Origin of the sequence: Kitasatospora sp. NPDC057198 (assembly GCF_042670125.1) — a bacterium.
Classification (GTDB): domain Bacteria; phylum Actinomycetota; class Actinomycetes; order Streptomycetales; family Streptomycetaceae; genus Kitasatospora.
In genome coordinates this window covers 1-15,881 of sequence record NZ_JBHUWH010000155.1, presented here as the reverse complement: position 1 = coordinate 15,881, position 15,881 = coordinate 1, and the positions used below count along the sequence as shown (strand labels likewise).

Here is a 15,881-nt window from a genome sequence, read left to right as displayed (position 1 = left end):
GCCCCGGGCCGGGGGCCGACCGCGCCCCTCCCCGCCCCGGGGTTCCGGGGTTCCGGGACCCGGGGTTCCAGGACGGCCCGCGCGGCCGGTCCGGTCGGCAGGTTCGGTCAGCCGGTTCGGTCAGCCGGTCCGGTTCAGTCGGCCACCCGCAGCTCGGGGACGGCCGCCCCGGTGGCGGCGGCCAGCCGTTCGGCGGCGGCGGCCAGGGCGGCGGCGGGCGGCGCCTGCTCGAACGGGGTGACGGTGAGGACGGGGCCGTCCTGCTCCCAGGTGCCGGTGATCCGGCCGTCGACCAGCAGCAGCGGGGAAATCCAGCCGGCGGTGCGGCTGACCTTGGCGCGGTGGGCGGCGGGGAGGATCTCGGCGGCCTTGGTGCCCGGACCCAGCACGTACTGGTCGAAGGCGCCGAGCAGGTGGACGGAGGCGGCGGGGACGGCGGCGGCCAGTTCGTCGAGGTGCTCGGTGAGCGCGTACGCGGGCGCGCCGTCGACGGTGACCTCGGTGAGCCGGTCGCCGAGGTCGGCGGCGAAGCCCTTCAGGACGCCCTTGCGCAGGCTGTTGCGGGACAGCCAGGCGTCGAAGCGGTCGAGGCCGGCCGGACCGTACGCGCCGAGGTAGGCGGCCAGCAGGCGCGGGCCGGCCTGTTCGACCGGGGGGAGGCCGGGCCAGTCGGGGCTGTGGCCGGCGGGGTGGGTGAAGGCGGCCCGGCCGCCGGGGGCGGGCGCGTGGCAGAGCGCGCCCTGCCAGGCCAGCGGTTTCAACAGGGCTCCCCAGCCCGAGGCGAGCTGGGCGGCGAGCGGGGCGAACCGGGGGTCGGCGGCCAGCGCCGCCGTCAGCTCCTCCCTGGTCAGCACCGTGCCGTGGAGCAACTCGCCCACGACGTCCACCAGTTGGGCGACCTGGGCGGGGGTGGCGCCGAACTGCCTGGTCCAGGCGGGCTTCTCCCACGTCCGGGCGGAGCCGATCAGGGCCAGCGCGTCGGCGGCGGTGTGCGGGTCGAGCAGGTGCAGGGTGCCGCGCTGGGCCCAGGTGCGCAGCAGGCGGCCCTCGGCGAAGTCCGCGCGCAGCGCTTCGGCGCCCCGCGGGCCGGTGCGCAGCGCGACGGCGAGCTCGGCGGCGCCCGGGACCTGGGCCTGCACCCCGGCGAGCCGCCGGGCGACGGCGACCGGGCCGTCCGCCGCGCGCCCCGCGCCGAGGTGCTGCCGGCCCAGCCGCCACTCCAGCACCTGGCCCGTCGTCAGTTCGAGTCCGCCCACCGTGCGCCCCTCCGTACTCTCCGCGCTTGCGCCGCCCTGGGGTTCCGACCCTAGCCGCCGGCACTGTCAGGCGGCCGGCGCTGTCAGGCGGCCGGCACTGTCAGGCGGCGGGCGCGGGCGGGACGGGCTGCTCGGCCGGGCCGGGGTAGGGCAGGATCTGCCGGAGCAGCCCGCGCGGGTGGCCGCGGCGGCGCCATTCGCGGGGGTAGCCGAGCGAGACCTCCTCGAAGCGGACGCCCTCGTACCAGGTGGTGCGGGGGATGTGCAGGTGGCCGTAGACCGCGGCGGCGACGTTGAAGCGGCGGTGCCAGTCGGCGGTGAGTTCGGTGCCGCACCACTGGGCGAAGTCGGGGTAGTGCAGGACGTCGGTGGGGCGGCGGTCGAGCGGCCAGTGGCCGGCCAGGACGAGCGGCACCGCGGGGTCGTGCGCGGCGAGCGCCTCCTCGGTGGCGGCGACGCGCTCGCGGCACCAGTCGTCGACGGCGGGGTAGGGGGCGGGGTCGATCCGGTACTCGTCGGTGCAGACCACGCCGTTGTCGTGGGCGCGGGCGAGCGACTGCTGCTTGTCGGTGACGCCGGGCACCCGCCAGCTGTAGTCGTAGAGGGTGAACACGGGGGCGACGGCGTACGGGCCGTCGGGGCCGTGCCAGACGGGGTACGGGTCCTCGGGGGTGGCGACGCCGAGGGCGCGGCAGCGTTCGACCAGCAGCCGGTAGCGCTCGGGAGCGGCGAGGGCGGGCTGCTCGTCGGCGGTGGTCCACAGTTCGTGGTTGCCGGGCGTCCAGACGACCTTGGCGAAGCGGTCGGCGAGCAGGCGCAGGGCGGCTTCGACGTCCCGGACGCGTTCGGCGACGTCGCCCGCGACGATCAGCCAGTCGCCGGGGCCGGTGGGGCGGAGAGCCTCCAGGGTGGCGCGGTTCTCGGCCATGCCGACGTGCAGGTCGCTCACCGCGAGCAGGCGTCCGTCCGGCACCGCTCCCCCATCGTCCGTATCGGTGCGGCCGTCCCGGCAGCGGGACGCGCGTTGACACGCTACCTCCGGCGCGGGCGGGTGCGCCAGCACGGTCGACTCCTGTCCCTCCGTCAACATCCGGTGGAACGGCGGGTGTTCAGTTGTCACACCTATGGCTGTTCGCTCTACATACGTTCATTCGATATGTGGTTTCAACACTCTGTTGACTGACGGGGCCATGACTATATCTTCTCCGCATGCGGCCGACCGGGCCGCTGCCACCGGATCGAGGAGTCGCCATGTCCGTCTCCGGCACCGTCCGCACCTCCCCCGCCCTCCGCCGCGCCGCCGCCGCGGCCGCCACCGCGGCCCTGCTGCTCGGCGCCACCGCCGCCGTCGCCACCACCCCCGCGCAGGCCGCCCAGCCGGGCGTCCCGGCCGGCTTCCACCCCGAGCAGGACCACGCCGGCTCGACCGTCGTCGCCCACGAGGGCCGCGGCAACGCCAACCCGAACCCAACCGACACCGCGAGCACCTTCGCAGCACTGGCCGCCACCCAGACCAAGGGCATGGACGTCTCCAGCCACCAGGGCAACGTCGCCTGGAGCACCGCCTACGCCAACGGCGCCCGGTTCGCCTACGTCAAGGCCACCGAGGGCGCCAGCTACACCAACCCGTACTTCGCCCAGCAGTACAACGGCTCCTACAACGTCGGGATGATCCGCGGCGCCTACCACTTCGCGCTGCCGAACGTCTCCAGCGGCGCCACCCAGGCCGCGTACTTCGTCGCCCACGGCGGCGGCTGGTCCAGGGACGGCAGGACCCTGCCGCCCGCCCTGGACATCGAGTACAACCCGTACGGCGCGACCTGCTACGGCCTGAGCCAGGCCGGGATGGTCAGCTGGATCCGGGACTTCTCCAACACCGTGCACACCAAGACCGGCCGCTACCCGGTGATCTACACCACCACCAACTGGTGGAGCACCTGCACCGGCAACAACTCCTCCTTCGCCACCACCAGCCCGCTCTGGATAGCCCGCTACTCCACCTCGGTCGGCACCCTGCCGGCCGGCTGGTCGTACCAGACCATCTGGCAGTACGCCGACTCCGGCACGCTGCCCGGCGACCAGAACTACTTCAACGGCGCGCTCGACCGCGTCCAGGCGCTCGCCAACGGCTGACGCCGCCCGCGCGACGCCCGCACCGCGCGTGCCGTCGGCACCGCCGGCACCGCGCCCCGCCCGCGGCCGGAACACGCCCCGCACCGGCCGCGGGCGAAGGCCGGGCCCGAGGAGCCGCCGTCGCCACCGTCGCCGCCGCCGTCGCCGTCGCCGTCGCCCGGAGGGTTCCGCTCCGGGCGGCGGTCGGCCGCAAGGATCCTTCGTGTCCCCGCAAACCGCTTGTCCGGCCGCGGCGTCCGCGCGACCATCGGCCCATGCCCGTCGATCCGCACCTCTTCGCCCTCTTCCTCGCCACCACCTTCGTCGCGATGATCAGCCCGGGTCCCGACATGCTGTTCGTCCTCGGCTGCGGGATGCGCGGCGGCCCGCGCGCCGGGCTGCTGGCCACCGCCGGCGTCGCGAGCAGCGAGATCGTGCACATCACGCTCGCGGCCGCGGGCCTGTCCGCGTTCTTCGCCGCCGCACCGACCGCGTTCACCGCGCTGCGCCTGGCCGGCGCCGGCTACCTCGTCCACCTCGGCGTGCAGGCCATCCGGCACCGCGGCACGGGAGCGACCGGGGCCGAACCGGGCACGGGCGGGCTCTCCGGCCGGCGCGCGTTCTTCCGCGGGCTGCTGACGAACCTGGTGAACCCGAAGATGGTCACCTTCACGATCGCCTTCCTGCCGCAGTTCGTCGACCCCCGACTCGGGCGCGTCTGGCTGCAGTTCGTGATCCTCGGGGCGGTCTTCGTCGGGCTGGAGTTCCTGGTGGACGGCACCGTGGGCGTGCTCGCGGGCCGGATCGGCAACTGGCTCGGCCGCCGCCGGGCCGCCCGCCGCCGGCTCGACGTGGCCACCGGCGGGGTGTTCATCGGCCTGGGCGTGCGCCTCGCCGCCGAGCGCTGAGGCCGGACGCGGGGGGCGGACGTTCTCGGGCCGGACGTTCTCGTACCGGGCCTTCCCGGGCCGGGCGTTTCCGGGCCGGAGCGGCCGGGCCTCAACTCCGGTGCAGCACCAGCAGGTCCATCCAGCTGACGGCCGGCTCGTCCGGCCGTTCGGCGGCCGCGCGGCGCAGCCGGTCGAGGCCGGCCTCCCACGCCCGGTCGTCCAGCGCCCGCAGTTTGCTGTCGGCGTCGCGGCGCAGGCCGGCGGCGAACGCGGCCAGGGTCGGCGCGGAGCGCTGCGGCAGTGCCCGCAGGGCGGTCCGGGTGAAGCCGGCCGCGGCGAAGGCGGCGGTGACGCGCTCCACGCTCGGGTAGCCGTCGACTCCGGCCGCGGTCTCGGGGAAGTACCGCACCCGCAGGTCGCGTTGGCACCGGCCGGGGAAGGAGTTGCGGATCAGCACCGGCGCGCCGGGGCGCAGCGCCCGGTGCAACTCCCGTGCGGCGGCGTCGAGATCGGCGAGGTGGTGGACGACGGAGCCGAGCCAGGCGGCGTCGGCGGCCGCGTCCGCGACGGGCAGCCGTTCGGCCCGCCCGTCGAGCACCGTGATCCCCTCCCCTGCCGGGATCAACTCCCGCATGGCGGCGGCCGGTTCGACGGCCAGCACGTGCACGCCGTACCAGTCGCGGAACGCAGTGGCGAAGGCCCCGGTGCCGGCGCCGACGTCGAGCACGGTCGCACCGGGGCGGAGCGCGGCGTGCTCGGCGATCGCCTCCCGCCAGGCGTCCAGGCCCTCGCGGGGGACTTCCCGGGCCGCCCGGTAGTCGGCGGCGGTGCGGGCGTCGTACACGGTGTCGGCCACGGCCGGTGCTCTCCTCGGTGGGGCGGGTGCGGGGCGGTGTCAGGCGGTGGGGAGTTCCAACGCCCAGGTGTCGACGGCGAACTGGAGCTCCATGCCGTGCCCGAGGTAGAGCGCCATCGCGCCGGTGGTGTTGCCGGTGTCGACGCCGAGGGCGGCGGTCGGCAGGCCGCGGACGGCGGCGTCCGCGAAGAAGTGCCGCAGCAGGTGGCCGCCGATGCCGCGGCCGCGGGCCTCGGGCAGCACGCCGATGTTGTACGCCCAGGCGGTGGCGGGGGGCCGCTGGCCGGTGCGCAGCACCGCGACGTCCCCGTGGCCGTCGAGGGCGGCGACCCACACCCCGGACCAGTCGACGCTCTCGGCGCCGATGTCCTGCAGCCACTGCGGGTAGTCGCGGGGCTTGAAGTCGTAGTGCGCGGCGAAGGTCTGCTGGATCAGCCGGTGCGCGACCCGCCGGTCGGCCTCGGCCGCGCAGTCGCGCAGCCGGACCCCGGCCGGGGGCGCGGGCACCGGGTCGGCGTGCGGGGAGACCTCGCGGCGCAGCGCGTGGTGGCGGCGGACGTGCCGCCAGCCGCGGGCGCGCATCGAGCCGGTGTCGGTGGTGGGCTCGGTGTTGAGCAGCAGGTGCAGCACGGCGCGCTCGGCGCCGTTGCGGCGGGCGAGTTCGACGGCGCGGGCCTCCATCAGGTCGAACAGGTGGAGCCCGCCCGCGAGTTGGTCCGGCAGCAGGTACTGGTCGAGGTCGATCCGCTCGCCGCCGGAGCGGTCGCGGACCAGCCCGTACCCGACCAGTCGCCCGTCGGGGTCGTGCAGCAGCCAGCTGTCGCGGGCCAGGTCCAGTTCGGGGTGGGCGAGTTCCTGCTCGACCTCGTCCAGGTCCGTCCCCGGCTGGCCGGTCTCGATCTCGTCGACCCGGTTGAGCAGCGCGCACACCGCCGCCGCGTCCGCGCCCGTCGCGGGCCGCACCGTCATTCCGTCCGGCAGCGCCATCGCCGTTCCCCTCCCGCTCGGTCGTGTCCGCGGCCTTTCTACCGTCCCGTCCCGGAACGCCCAAACGCTTTTCCGCCGCCGGACGGCGGGCGCGGACGCCCCGGCCCGGCCCGGTCGCGGCCGACTCCAGCCCCCGGCCGCCGACTTGGCGCTCCGCCGGGGCCGTCGTTCGGCGCTCCGCCGGGGCCGTCGTTCCGGCACGTCGGGCCGCCCTTCTCCGCTACATTCCTGGCGTGGACGCGTTGAGCGGAGAAGACCCCTCGCACATCGGCCCCTACCGGCTGATCGCCCGGCTGGGCGCGGGCGGCATGGGCCTGGTCTACCTCGGCCGCTCCGAGGCCGGGCGCACGGTGGCGGTCAAGGTCGTCCAGGCCGAGCTGGCCGAACGGGGCGAGTTCCGCCGGCGGTTCGCCCGCGAGGTGGCCGCGGCCCGGCAGGTGGGCGGCAGTTGGACGGCGGACGTGCTGGACGCCGACACCGGGGCCGCGGTGCCCTGGGTGGCCACCCAGTACGTCCCCGGACCGAGCCTGGCGGCGGTCGTCGCCCGGGACTTCGGCCCGCTGCCCGAGCGCTCGGTGCGGATCCTCGCGAACCGGCTGGCCCGGGCGCTGCAGGCCGTGCACGGGGCGGGGCTGATCCACCGCGACCTCAAGCCGTCCAACGTGCTGGTGACGGTGGACGGCCCCCGGGTGATCGACTTCGGCATCGTCCGGGCCGTGGACGGCGCGGCCGGGGCCGCCGCCGACAGCCTGCGCACCGGCACCGGCGTGGTGGTCGGCTCGCCCGCCTTCATGTCCCCCGAGCAGGCCCGGAGCCGGGAGCTGACCGCCGCCAGCGACGTCTTCTCGCTCGGGTCGGTCCTCGTGTACGCCGCCACCGGGCGGGTGCCCTTCGACGCCGAGGGGTCCGACGTGATCGGCCACCTGGTCCGGATCGCCTCGGAGGAGCCCGACCTGACCGGCCTCCCGGCGTCCCTGGACGCGCTGGTCCGCGCCTGCCTGGACAAGGACCCGGCCCGCCGGCCCACCCCCGAGCAGATCGCCGCCCGCACCGACGGGGACGACGAGGTGTGGCTGCCCGCCGAGATCCTCATCCAACTGGGGCGCCACGCCGCGCAGTTGCTGGACTTCGTGCCCGAGCCGCGGAGCACGGCCGAGCCCGTGCGGGCCCCGGGTTCCGGCTACACCCCGACCGAGCGGGCGCACCTCCCGTCCCCCGCCGCGACCACCGCCGTCCCGGTGCCGGCCGCCGCGACCACCGCCGTCCCCGTGCCGCCCGCACCCGCGCCCGCGCCCCGCCGGGAGAACCGGGAGAGCCTGGAGAGCCTGGAGAGCCTGGAGAACCGGAGCAGTCGGGGGAGTCGGGGGAGCCGGGTGGTGCCCGCGCTGGCGCAACTGGCCGTGGTGCTCGGCCTGGTGCACGGGAACTGGACGACCGGCGCCTTCTCCCTCCGGGGCTCCGGGCTGCCCTGGTTCGCGATGGCCTTCGCCGCGCTGCTGCTGCCCGGCGGTCACCTGGCCGACCTCGCGGGGCGCCGGCGCGCCCTGTCCACCGGGTTGGCCGGGTTCGCGGCGGCCTACCTGTTCGGCCTGCTCGGGCCCGTGCCCGACAAGGACGGGCCGCTCCAGTTCGCCGTCTCCTTCCTCCAGGGCGGCTTCGGCGCGCTCGCGCTGGCCGCCTCGCTCGCCGTCGCGGCCGCCGCCCCGCGCGGCCCCGGGGGCTCGGCCGGGGCCTTCGGGACGTACGCCTCGATCACCGTCGCCGGGACGGTGGCCGGTCTGCTCGGCCTCGCGCAGTCGACCCCCGACCTCGTCCTGTCCGTCGGTGTGCTGGCCGCGCTGGCCGCGCTGCTCGGCACCCTCGCCCTGCCGGCGGACGCCCCGCGGCCTGGCCGGGAACGCGTCCGCTTCGCCCCGCTCGGCGTCCTGCTGGGCGCCCTCGGCCCGGGTGCCCTCGCCTTCGGCACCGCCCAGCGGTGGCTGAGCCCCGCGATGCTGGTGCCGTCCGTGGTCGGCCTCACGCTGATCGAAGTCCTCTGGTGGCAGCAGCGGTCGGGCGGCGGCCGGCTCCTGCCGCCGGACACCCGGCCCGCCCGGCACCGCCTCGGCGGCCTGCTGGTCACGGCGCTGACCGGCGCCGGCTTCCTCTGCCTGCTGCCGGCCCTGGCCTTCGTAGTGAGCTGGGGCAGCAACCGGGCCCTGGTCGCGACCCTCGCCCCGATGGTGCTGCTGGCGCTCGGCGCCGTACTGGGCGCCGCCTGGGCCCGAATCCGGCTGTCCCGCCCGGGAGCCTCCCCGCGCACGCTGGCGGTGGCGGGCCTGCTGACCGCAGCGGCGGGCCTGCTCGCGGCCGTCCTCGCCCTGATGAACGGCGGAGGGCCGACCGCGCCCCTGTCGGTTGCAACGGCCGTCGCGGGCCTGGGCGCCGGCCTGGCCCTCGTCCCGGTGTTCTCCTGCGCGGCCGCGACGGCCGTCCCCGGGCTGGCCGGCGGGGCCGCGGGCGCGCTGGCCACCGCCCAGTTCGCGGGACAGGCCGTCGGCACCGCGGTGCTGCACGGCACCGACACCCCGTCCTGGTGGGCGGTCGGCTTGCTGCTGCTGGCCGCCCTGCTCGCGGGCGCCATGCTGCCCTCCCGGTCGCCGCTCCCGCAGGACGACGGCCCGACGGTGGCCGCCACGACACACTGACCGGCCCGGGAGCCGTGAGCCTCGTGCCCTGAGCCCTGAACCCCGAGCCCCGAGCCCGGTGGAAAACCCGTCGACGCCGTGTCAGGAACAGGCCAGAATGCCGACGATGACTGAGCGAACCGACACGCCGCCCTCCTGGGACGAGCGCACCCAGCTGACCACCTTCCTCGACTACGCACGGGCCACCGCGCGGGCCAAGTGCGGGGGCCTCTCCGCCGAGGACGCCCGCCGGGCGCCGCTGCCCGACTCCCCGCTGATGACGGCCTGCGGGCTGATCAGCCACCTGCGCTGGGTCGAGCACTACTGGCTGGACGTGGTCCTCCTCGGCCGGCCGCTCGAGGGCCCGCTGGTGGACGCCACCGACGACGACCCGGACCCGGAGATGCGCACCGCGGCCGACGTGCCGCTGCCGCAACTGCTCGACGAGTACGAGGAGCAGAGCGCCCGCCTGCGCCGGGTGGTCGCCGAGCACGACCTGGACACCCCGGCCGCGCAGCCCCACAGCGACGGCCGGCACCCCGACCTGCGGTGGATCCTGCTGCACCTGATCGAGGAGACCTCCCGGCACAACGGCCACCTCGACATCCTGCGCGAACTCCTCGACGGCCGCACCGGCCGCTGACGCACCCGTGCCCCCGGCGGCCCGCCGTCCGCCGGGGGTGACTACGCTCCGGGCGTGACCACACCGTCCAACCCGCACCTCGTCCAACTCCTCGCCCGCTTCGACGGCCAGGAGCCCGACCCGATGGACCTGATCATCGCGCTGTTCGACGGCGGGCTGTTCGTCCCGATCGCCGCCCCCGGGGAGGTGATCACCGGCCGCGACCCGGAGGGCGGGCGGGTGGTGCTCGGCTTCGCCGAGCCCGGCCCCGGCCGGGACGTGCCGGCGGCCGTCGGTGTCACGTACTACGACGCGGCCGGGATGATGGAGCTGCTGGAGGGCAGCGGGGCCGTCCGACTGGTGCTGCGCTCCCGGCAGGGCGAATGGAAACTGCCCCGGGCGCTGCTGGACGCCTGGGCCCGCGACTTCCGCGGTGAACGGCTGCTGCTCGAACCGCCGACCGGGCCGGACGCGGCGGCCCTGCACGAGGCGCTGTCCCGGCGGATGAGCGGCTTCCCGGCGGCCCGCGCCGCCTGGCTGTCGTCAGCCCGCTGGCCGGACTCCCCCGACCCCCAACTGCTGCTGCACGTCGCCGTGGACGAGGATCCGCCCGGCCCCGTCGCCAACCACCTGCTGCGGGCGCTGCTCCGCGAGGAGGCGCTGCGCCACCTCGCCTACCCGAAGGTCGCCGTCGTCCCGCTGCACCCCGCGGCGCACGCGGACACCATCGCCGGCCTGGAGCGCCGCGGCCTGCCCGTGGTGCGCCACGACTCCCGGACCGGCCCGTCCGGAACGCCCGGCCCGTCCGGCCCGGCTCCGGACGCCGCCCCGAAGTCGGGGCGGCGCTGGTTCAAGCGCTCCTGACGGATCGTCAACCAAACTGAGGGGGAAGCACCTTGACTGCCCAGGACGCCGAACTCACCGCCCGGCTGGACGCGTTCGAGGCACTGCTGGTCGAGGCGGAGCGTCACGGTCTCGACCAGGACTCCTACGAGCGGATCGAGAGCACCCGGCTCGCCCTCGGCACGGCACTGGAGGCCGCCCCGGCCGCGACCGCCCGGCTGGCCGGGCGGGTCTTCCGGCTGCTCACCCTGGAGCACTCGACGACCCACCAGCTGACCGATCCGCTGATCGGCGCGATCGGCCACCGGGCCGTCCTGGAGGGCCTCATCCCCCTGCTCGAGCAAGGGAGTTGGGAGCGGCGCAGGAACGCCGCCGCGGCCGCCTACTTCCTGCCCGCCCGCCGCGACCCGGCCCCGCTCGCCGCGCTGCGCGCGCGGTACCGGGACGGCTCGGTCGACGGGGAGCAGCTCCGCGAGCAGTACCGGGAGGCGCTGCGACTCGCCCACCAGCCCGCCGAGCCGTACGCCGACCTGTACCCCCGGTTCTGGCTGGCCGCCGCCGCATGCTTCACCGCCTGCCCGGACCGGCAGGTGCGCCAACACCTGGCCCCGGCCTTCCCGCTGGAGCACCCGGACCACCTGCCGCAGGCCGCCCCGCTGCTCGCCGAGGCCCGCCGGATCGCCGAGCGCGAGCCCGAACTCGACGGCCACCGCCGCCTGTTGGCGGGCTCGACGGGCTACGGGGCGGCGCTCTGACCTACTGGTGCTCGGGCGGGGGGCCGGAGCGGACGCGGGCGGCTATCCGATCCCCGCCAGCAGGGCCGCGGCGGACAGCGCCAGCGCGCCGAGGCCGCCGACCGCGCCCGCGATCGCGGCGTCCCGGCGCTCGGCCACCCCGCGCAGGTGGGCCCGGGCGGCGAGCAGGAAGGCGACTCCCCCGGCCACGAACCACGGCCCCCACAGGTAGGTGTACCAACGGCTGACCGGCACCAGTTCCGGGGCGATACCGATGACGTGCGCCTGCACGAGCAGGCCCTGCCCGACGAACAGCATCCCGTGCCAGACGAGCAGCACGCCCGCACCCCAGCCGGCCAGTTGCAGCAGGCGGTTCGCGTTCCGGCCCCACCCGCGGCGGCTCGCCAGGGCCAGGCCCAGCGCGCCGCCGACGACCTTGAGCACGCCGGTCACCCACAGCACCGCGAGGAAGCCGGGGTGCCGCTCCCGCGCCAGCTGGACCAGCGTCGGCGAGACCGTGGACGAGGCGCCGACCAGGCCGCCCAGCGCCCAGTAGAAGCTCGGGACCGCGAACAAGAACCCCCACCCGGCCGCCGCCCGACCGGGCCACCGGACCGGACGGCCCACCGCCCCGGCACCGGGCCCCGACGGCCCCGACGGGCCGGGCGAACCCGACGGCCCCGACGGGCTTGGCGAACTCGTTGGAGTCATGGGGTGGTTCTGCCCGGACCGGCCGGGTCGCTATCCGCGAACCTGGATCAGGGCGTGCTGCCCGCTGGTGCGCCACGGGGTGCCGGTGGCGTCGAGGCGGGCGACGGTGTCCGGGGCGAGGCCGGCGGCGACGTCCGACTTGAGGGTGCGCAGGGCCGCGACGGGGGTGGGGAAGTGGCCGGTGAGCGCGTCGAAGGGGGTGGTCGGCGGCCAGTGCCGATCGTCCACCAGGCGGCGGTAGTTGAGGTCTCCCTTGAGCACCGTCAGGGTGGCGCCGGCGAGTTCCGCGCGCAGGTCGGCGGGCATCGCGCGGTAGGGCAGCGGGGCGCAGAAGAACGGGTGGGTGCGCACGGCGAGCGTGCCGTCGGCCATCGCCCGCCACAGCCGTCCGCCGACGGCCGCGGCGGCCGCGCCGGGGGCGGTGCGCAGGCGTTCGACGCAGGCGAGGGCGTCGGCCGTGGTGGCGTCCGAGACGAAGTAGGGGTGCGGTTTGACGTACAGCACGGCCCGTCCGGCCAGGCCGGTGGTCAGCAGGTGGTCGAGCAGGACGAGGTCGGGCAGCAGTTCGCGGCCGGCGTTGTCCGCGATCAGGCCGACCCGGCCGCCCCGGCCGCGTTCCAGCGCGGCCCACAGCCGGGCGCTGTCGTCGGCGACCAGGCCGGACGCCGCGCTGTCGTCCCGCGCGGTGAGCCGGAAGCTCAGGTCGGCGCGGTTGCCCCACAGCGCGGCGGCCAGCAGCGCGTCCCGCCCCGACTCGGCGTCCAGCGCGGCCAGTTCGCCGTCGACGGCCTCCCCGGCGAGTTCGGCGGTCTTGAACGGGGCGAACGGGTCGACGCCGTGCCAGGCGTCGTCGGGCCTGAACCAGCCGGTGGCTTCCAGTAGTTGCCGGTAGAACCAGCTCTCCGCCCACAGGAACGGCGCCTCGTCCCAGCGCCGCCCCCAGTGCCCCTCGCCCCAGGCCCGCCAGCGCGCGCCGTCCGGGGTGTCCGCGTCCGGCGGCTCGAGTACCCCGCCGCCGGTGCTGCGGTCGAGCAGTTCCGCCAGCGCCGCGCGCTGCCGCGGGCCGTACGGCAGCGCGTCCAGCAGCTGCCCGATCAGCACGGGGTGGCGCTCCCGGAAGACGGCCCGCGGGAAGGAGCCGGGGACGTCGATGCGGATCTCGGGCGCGTCGGGTACGTCGGGGACGTCGGACGCGTCGGGCGCGGGGGCGTGGGGCACGGGTGTCGGCTCGGCTCTCTGCTCGGCGGGTCGCTCTTCCTGCTCCGATGCTTTCACGGGGGTGTCCCGCGGCAGGTCCGGGCCCGGCGGCACGCCACAATGACCGCATGCGAGTGATCTCCACGGTGGCCGGGGCCGCCCTGCTGCTGGCGACCGCGGCCAGCATCCTGCGGACCCTGGTGGTGCCGCGCGGGTTGTACTCGGCGCTGGTGATCCGGCTGTGGTCGGTGCTGCGCCGGGTGGTGCGGACGGTCGCGGCGCCGTTCGGCGGCTACCGGGCGATCGACCGGGCGCAGACCTGGCTGGCGCCGCTGATCCTGCTGGGGATGCTGGGCTGCTGGCTGCTGTCCACGCTGTGCGCGTACACGCTGCTGCTGCGCGGGACGTCCGACCTGGGGTGGCGGGTGGCGTTCCGGGAGGCCGGGTCGAGCCTGTTCACGCTGGGTTTCGCCAGCGGCGACCGGCTGCACCTGTCGGTGATCGACTTCCTGGCGGCGGCGAACGGCCCGTTGATCATCGCACTGCTGATCGCCTACCTGCCGACGCTCTACGGGGCGTACAACCGGCGGGAGTTGGAGGTGACGCTGCTGCAGTCGCGGGCGGGCGAGCCGGCCTGGGGGCCCGAACTGCTGGCCCGGCAGGCGCTGGTGCGCACCGAGGGCGAACTGGCGGAGCTGTACCGGGACTGGGAGCGGCTGGCGGCGGACCTCGGCGAGGGGCACTCCAACTACCCGGTGCTGATCTCGTTCCGTTCGCCGCAGCCGTACCGCAGCTGGGTGGTGGGCCTGATCGCGGTGCTGGACGCCGCCGCGATGCAGTTGGCGCTGAACCCGCGCTCGGCGCCGCCGGAGGCCCGGCTGCTGCTGCGCGCCGGGTTCACCGCGCTGCGCGACATCGCGACGGCGCTGCGCATCCCGTTCGAGCCGGACCCGGACCCGGACGGGCCGATCCGGCTGACCTTCGAGGAGTTCTACGCCGCGGCGGAGCTGGTCACCTCGGCGGGCATGGGCCTGGAGCGGACGGTCGCCGAAGCCTGGCCGCACTTCCGGGGCTGGCGGGTCAACTACGAGGCGGTCGCCTACGAGCTGGCCCGCCGGGCGGACGCCGTCCCGGCCCTGTGGACCGGCCCGCGCGACTTCCCGGCCACCCCGGTCCCCCCGCGCCGCCCGGCCGACCGGCGGCCCACCGGGCGTTGATGGCGGACCCCCGCGCGGTGGGCGTTCTGTGAAGATCCGGTGCGCTCCGGGTGCGGCGGGTTCCGGCCGGGCCGACCGAACCTTCTGGAACGCCCGACCGCCCGACCGCCCGTGGACTACCGTCCGCCGCGCAGCAGTTGCTCCTCGGCGGTGGCCAGTACCTCGACCACCCGGCGGCCGAAGCGGATGTCGCAGGCGTGCGGGGTGCCGGTCTCCGCCGCGGCCAGCAGGGCGTCCAGGGCGTGGGCGAAGGCGGTGGTGGCCTCGGTGTCGCGGTCGGGCAGCGCGGTGACGCCGGCGGTGCCGCGCAGTTCGACGGCCGCGCCGTTGGCGGAGGCGGCGGGCGGGGCGGTCAGGCTGAGCGTGACGGTGCTGGAGGCGCCGCCGCGGTGGCGCAGCACCAGGTGGGTGGTGTCGGCCGGGCCGGGGGCGGCGGTGAGCTGCTCGACGTCGCCGAGAACGGGCAGCAGGACGGAGAGGGCGTGCGGGCCGACGTCCCACAGCGCGCCCTTCTGCTGGCGCCAGGGGGAGGCGGCGAACGGGCTGTCGGTGGTGAACACCGAGCCGATCCAGTGGCAGTGGGCGGTGAACCAGCCGCCCGCGGCGGCCTGTTCGGTGATCCAGGCTTCCTGGGTGGGGCCGAAGCGGGTGGTGAAGAAGACCACCGAGGCGACGCCGGAGGCGGCCACCGCGTCCTCGACGGCGCGGGCGGCGTCGACGGTCGCGGCGACCGGCTTGTCCAGCAGCAGGTGCTTGCCCGCCCGGGCGGCCTGCGCCGCGTACTCGGCCTGCACGTCCGGCGGGAGGGCGACGGCGACCGCGTCGACGTCGGCCAGCAGGGCCTCGACCGTCGGGTAGGTCGGGACGCCGTGCACGGCGGCGAGTTCGGCGGCGGCCTCGGGGCGGCGCCCCCAGAGGCCGGCGAAGGTGACGTCGGGGTGGGCGGCCAGGGCGGGGGCGTGCACGAAGCCCGCCCAGGGGCCGGTGCCGAGGAGTCCGATGCGCATGCCGCCCAGTCTTCCACCCCGGCCCCGGCCGTCCGAATACCGGGCTACGACTCCAGCACCCTGATCAGGGTGAACCCGTCGTGGCCGCGGCTGCCGACGGTCTGCACGGTGGTGGCGTCCAACCGCTTCTCGGCGGCGATCAGCTCGTGCATCCGCCGCACGCCGAGCACGGCCGGGTCGGTGCTGTCGGCGTCGGCGAGCTTGCCCTCGCGCACCACGTTGTCGACCACGATCAGCGCGCCGGGGGCCGCCAGCGCGAGGGCGGCCTCGACGTAGTGCGGGATGTTGGCCTTGTCGGCGTCGACGAAGAAGAAGTCGTACGGTTCGCCGCCCCGGGCGATCAGCTGCGCCAGGGTCTCCCGGGCCGGGCCGAGGCGGACCTCGGCGCGGTCGGCGAGGCCGGCCCGCTCGAGGTTGGCGGTGGCGACGGCAGCGTGCGCCGGGTCGATCTCCAGGGTGGTCAGGGTGCCGCCGTCGGGCAGCGCGCGGGCCAGCCAGATGGTGCTGTAGCCGGCCAGCGTGCCGATCTCCAGGATCCGCCGGGCGCCCTTGGCCGCGGCCAGCAGGTGCAGCAGCTTGCCCTGGTTGGCGGCGACCGCGATCGGCGGCAGCCCGGCCGCGTCGGCGGCCTCCGTGGCGGCCTCCAGGTCTTCGTCCGGGCCGATCAGCAGCGCCTCGGCGTACTCGTCCACCGCGCTCCACAGCTGCGGGTCGTTCGGCATGGCTCTCCCCACTTCGCGATCACTTCGGGCCTGCCGAACCTACCCCTCCGCGCTCCCGGAC

The 15,881-nt window shown here is 76.1% G+C and carries 15 protein-coding genes; 7 read left to right on the top strand and 8 right to left on the bottom strand.

Features of this window, described 5'->3' with window-relative positions:
* Nucleotides 1–134 precede the first annotated feature (134 nt).
* Together ACFUEL_RS19080 and ACFUEL_RS19075 are read right to left on the bottom strand one after the other, a co-directional pair.
* Nucleotides 135–1,256 (bottom strand): DNA glycosylase AlkZ-like family protein, encoded by a 1,122-nt coding sequence (locus tag ACFUEL_RS19080; protein ID WP_380237516.1) that lies wholly within the window; start codon nucleotides 1,254–1,256, stop codon nucleotides 135–137.
* A gap of 100 nt (nucleotides 1,257–1,356) precedes the next feature.
* Nucleotides 1,357–2,229 (bottom strand): metallophosphoesterase family protein, encoded by an 873-nt coding sequence (locus ACFUEL_RS19075; protein WP_380237515.1) that lies wholly within the window; start codon nucleotides 2,227–2,229, stop codon nucleotides 1,357–1,359.
* Nucleotides 2,230–2,507: 278 nt separating this feature from the next.
* Between ACFUEL_RS19075 and ACFUEL_RS19070 the strand changes: the two genes are divergently transcribed.
* A complete protein-coding gene (locus ACFUEL_RS19070; RefSeq protein WP_380237514.1) occupies nucleotides 2,508–3,389 on the top strand; it encodes a lysozyme in 882 nt (293 codons plus the stop codon).
* A 254-nt stretch (nucleotides 3,390–3,643) separates the two neighbouring features.
* Nucleotides 3,644–4,276, top strand: a complete 633-nt coding sequence (locus ACFUEL_RS19065; protein WP_380237513.1) for a LysE family translocator — start codon at nucleotides 3,644–3,646, stop codon at nucleotides 4,274–4,276.
* Nucleotides 4,277–4,367: 91 nt separating this feature from the next.
* On the opposite strand, the gene ACFUEL_RS19060 is transcribed toward ACFUEL_RS19065, so the two are convergent.
* Both ACFUEL_RS19060 and ACFUEL_RS19055 read right to left on the bottom strand, forming a co-directional pair.
* Nucleotides 4,368–5,114, bottom strand: coding sequence for a class I SAM-dependent methyltransferase (locus ACFUEL_RS19060; RefSeq protein WP_380237512.1), 747 nt, complete (start codon nucleotides 5,112–5,114; stop codon nucleotides 4,368–4,370).
* A 39-nt stretch (nucleotides 5,115–5,153) separates the two neighbouring features.
* Complete coding sequence (locus tag ACFUEL_RS19055) at nucleotides 5,154–6,101, bottom strand: GNAT family N-acetyltransferase (protein WP_380237510.1); 948 nt, start codon at nucleotides 6,099–6,101, stop codon at nucleotides 5,154–5,156.
* Between the two features lie 233 nt (nucleotides 6,102–6,334).
* Here ACFUEL_RS19055 and ACFUEL_RS19050 point away from each other — a divergent pair, with 233 nt between their 5' ends.
* The 4 genes from ACFUEL_RS19050 (at nucleotide 6,335) to ACFUEL_RS19035 (ending at nucleotide 10,987) form a co-directional block, all read left to right on the top strand.
* Nucleotides 6,335–8,788: an MFS transporter gene (locus ACFUEL_RS19050; protein ID WP_380237508.1), complete on the top strand. Its 2,454-nt coding sequence runs from the start codon at nucleotides 6,335–6,337 to the stop codon at nucleotides 8,786–8,788.
* Nucleotides 8,789–8,894: 106 nt separating this feature from the next.
* On the top strand, nucleotides 8,895–9,410 hold the full coding sequence (locus ACFUEL_RS19045; RefSeq protein WP_380237506.1) for a DinB family protein: 516 nt from the start codon (nucleotides 8,895–8,897) through the stop codon (nucleotides 9,408–9,410).
* A 54-nt stretch (nucleotides 9,411–9,464) separates the two neighbouring features.
* Nucleotides 9,465–10,253 (top strand): hypothetical protein, encoded by a 789-nt coding sequence (locus ACFUEL_RS19040; protein ID WP_380237505.1) that lies wholly within the window; start codon nucleotides 9,465–9,467, stop codon nucleotides 10,251–10,253.
* A 32-nt stretch (nucleotides 10,254–10,285) separates the two neighbouring features.
* On the top strand, nucleotides 10,286–10,987 hold the full coding sequence (locus ACFUEL_RS19035) for a hypothetical protein (protein WP_380237504.1): 702 nt from the start codon (nucleotides 10,286–10,288) through the stop codon (nucleotides 10,985–10,987).
* A 42-nt stretch (nucleotides 10,988–11,029) separates the two neighbouring features.
* Here ACFUEL_RS19035 and ACFUEL_RS19030 read toward each other — a convergent pair whose 3' ends face one another.
* The gene (locus ACFUEL_RS19030; RefSeq protein ID WP_380237503.1) at nucleotides 11,030–11,542 is read right to left on the bottom strand and encodes a DUF3995 domain-containing protein; all 513 of its coding nucleotides are present in this window, start codon (nucleotides 11,540–11,542) and stop codon (nucleotides 11,030–11,032) included.
* Nucleotides 11,543–11,707: 165 nt separating this feature from the next.
* Nucleotides 11,708–12,895, bottom strand: coding sequence for a damage-control phosphatase ARMT1 family protein (locus ACFUEL_RS19025; protein WP_380237501.1), 1,188 nt, complete (start codon nucleotides 12,893–12,895; stop codon nucleotides 11,708–11,710).
* A 107-nt stretch (nucleotides 12,896–13,002) separates the two neighbouring features.
* Here ACFUEL_RS19025 and ACFUEL_RS19020 point away from each other — a divergent pair, with 107 nt between their 5' ends.
* Entirely contained in the window at nucleotides 13,003–14,091 is a 1,089-nt protein-coding gene (locus tag ACFUEL_RS19020; protein ID WP_380237500.1) for a hypothetical protein, read from the top strand.
* A 116-nt stretch (nucleotides 14,092–14,207) separates the two neighbouring features.
* On the opposite strand, the gene ACFUEL_RS19015 is transcribed toward ACFUEL_RS19020, so the two are convergent.
* Complete coding sequence (locus ACFUEL_RS19015; RefSeq protein ID WP_380237498.1) at nucleotides 14,208–15,098, bottom strand: Gfo/Idh/MocA family protein; 891 nt, start codon at nucleotides 15,096–15,098, stop codon at nucleotides 14,208–14,210.
* A gap of 44 nt (nucleotides 15,099–15,142) precedes the next feature.
* On the bottom strand, nucleotides 15,143–15,820 hold the full coding sequence (locus ACFUEL_RS19010) for an O-methyltransferase (RefSeq protein WP_380237497.1): 678 nt from the start codon (nucleotides 15,818–15,820) through the stop codon (nucleotides 15,143–15,145).
* Nucleotides 15,821–15,881 lie beyond the last annotated feature (61 nt).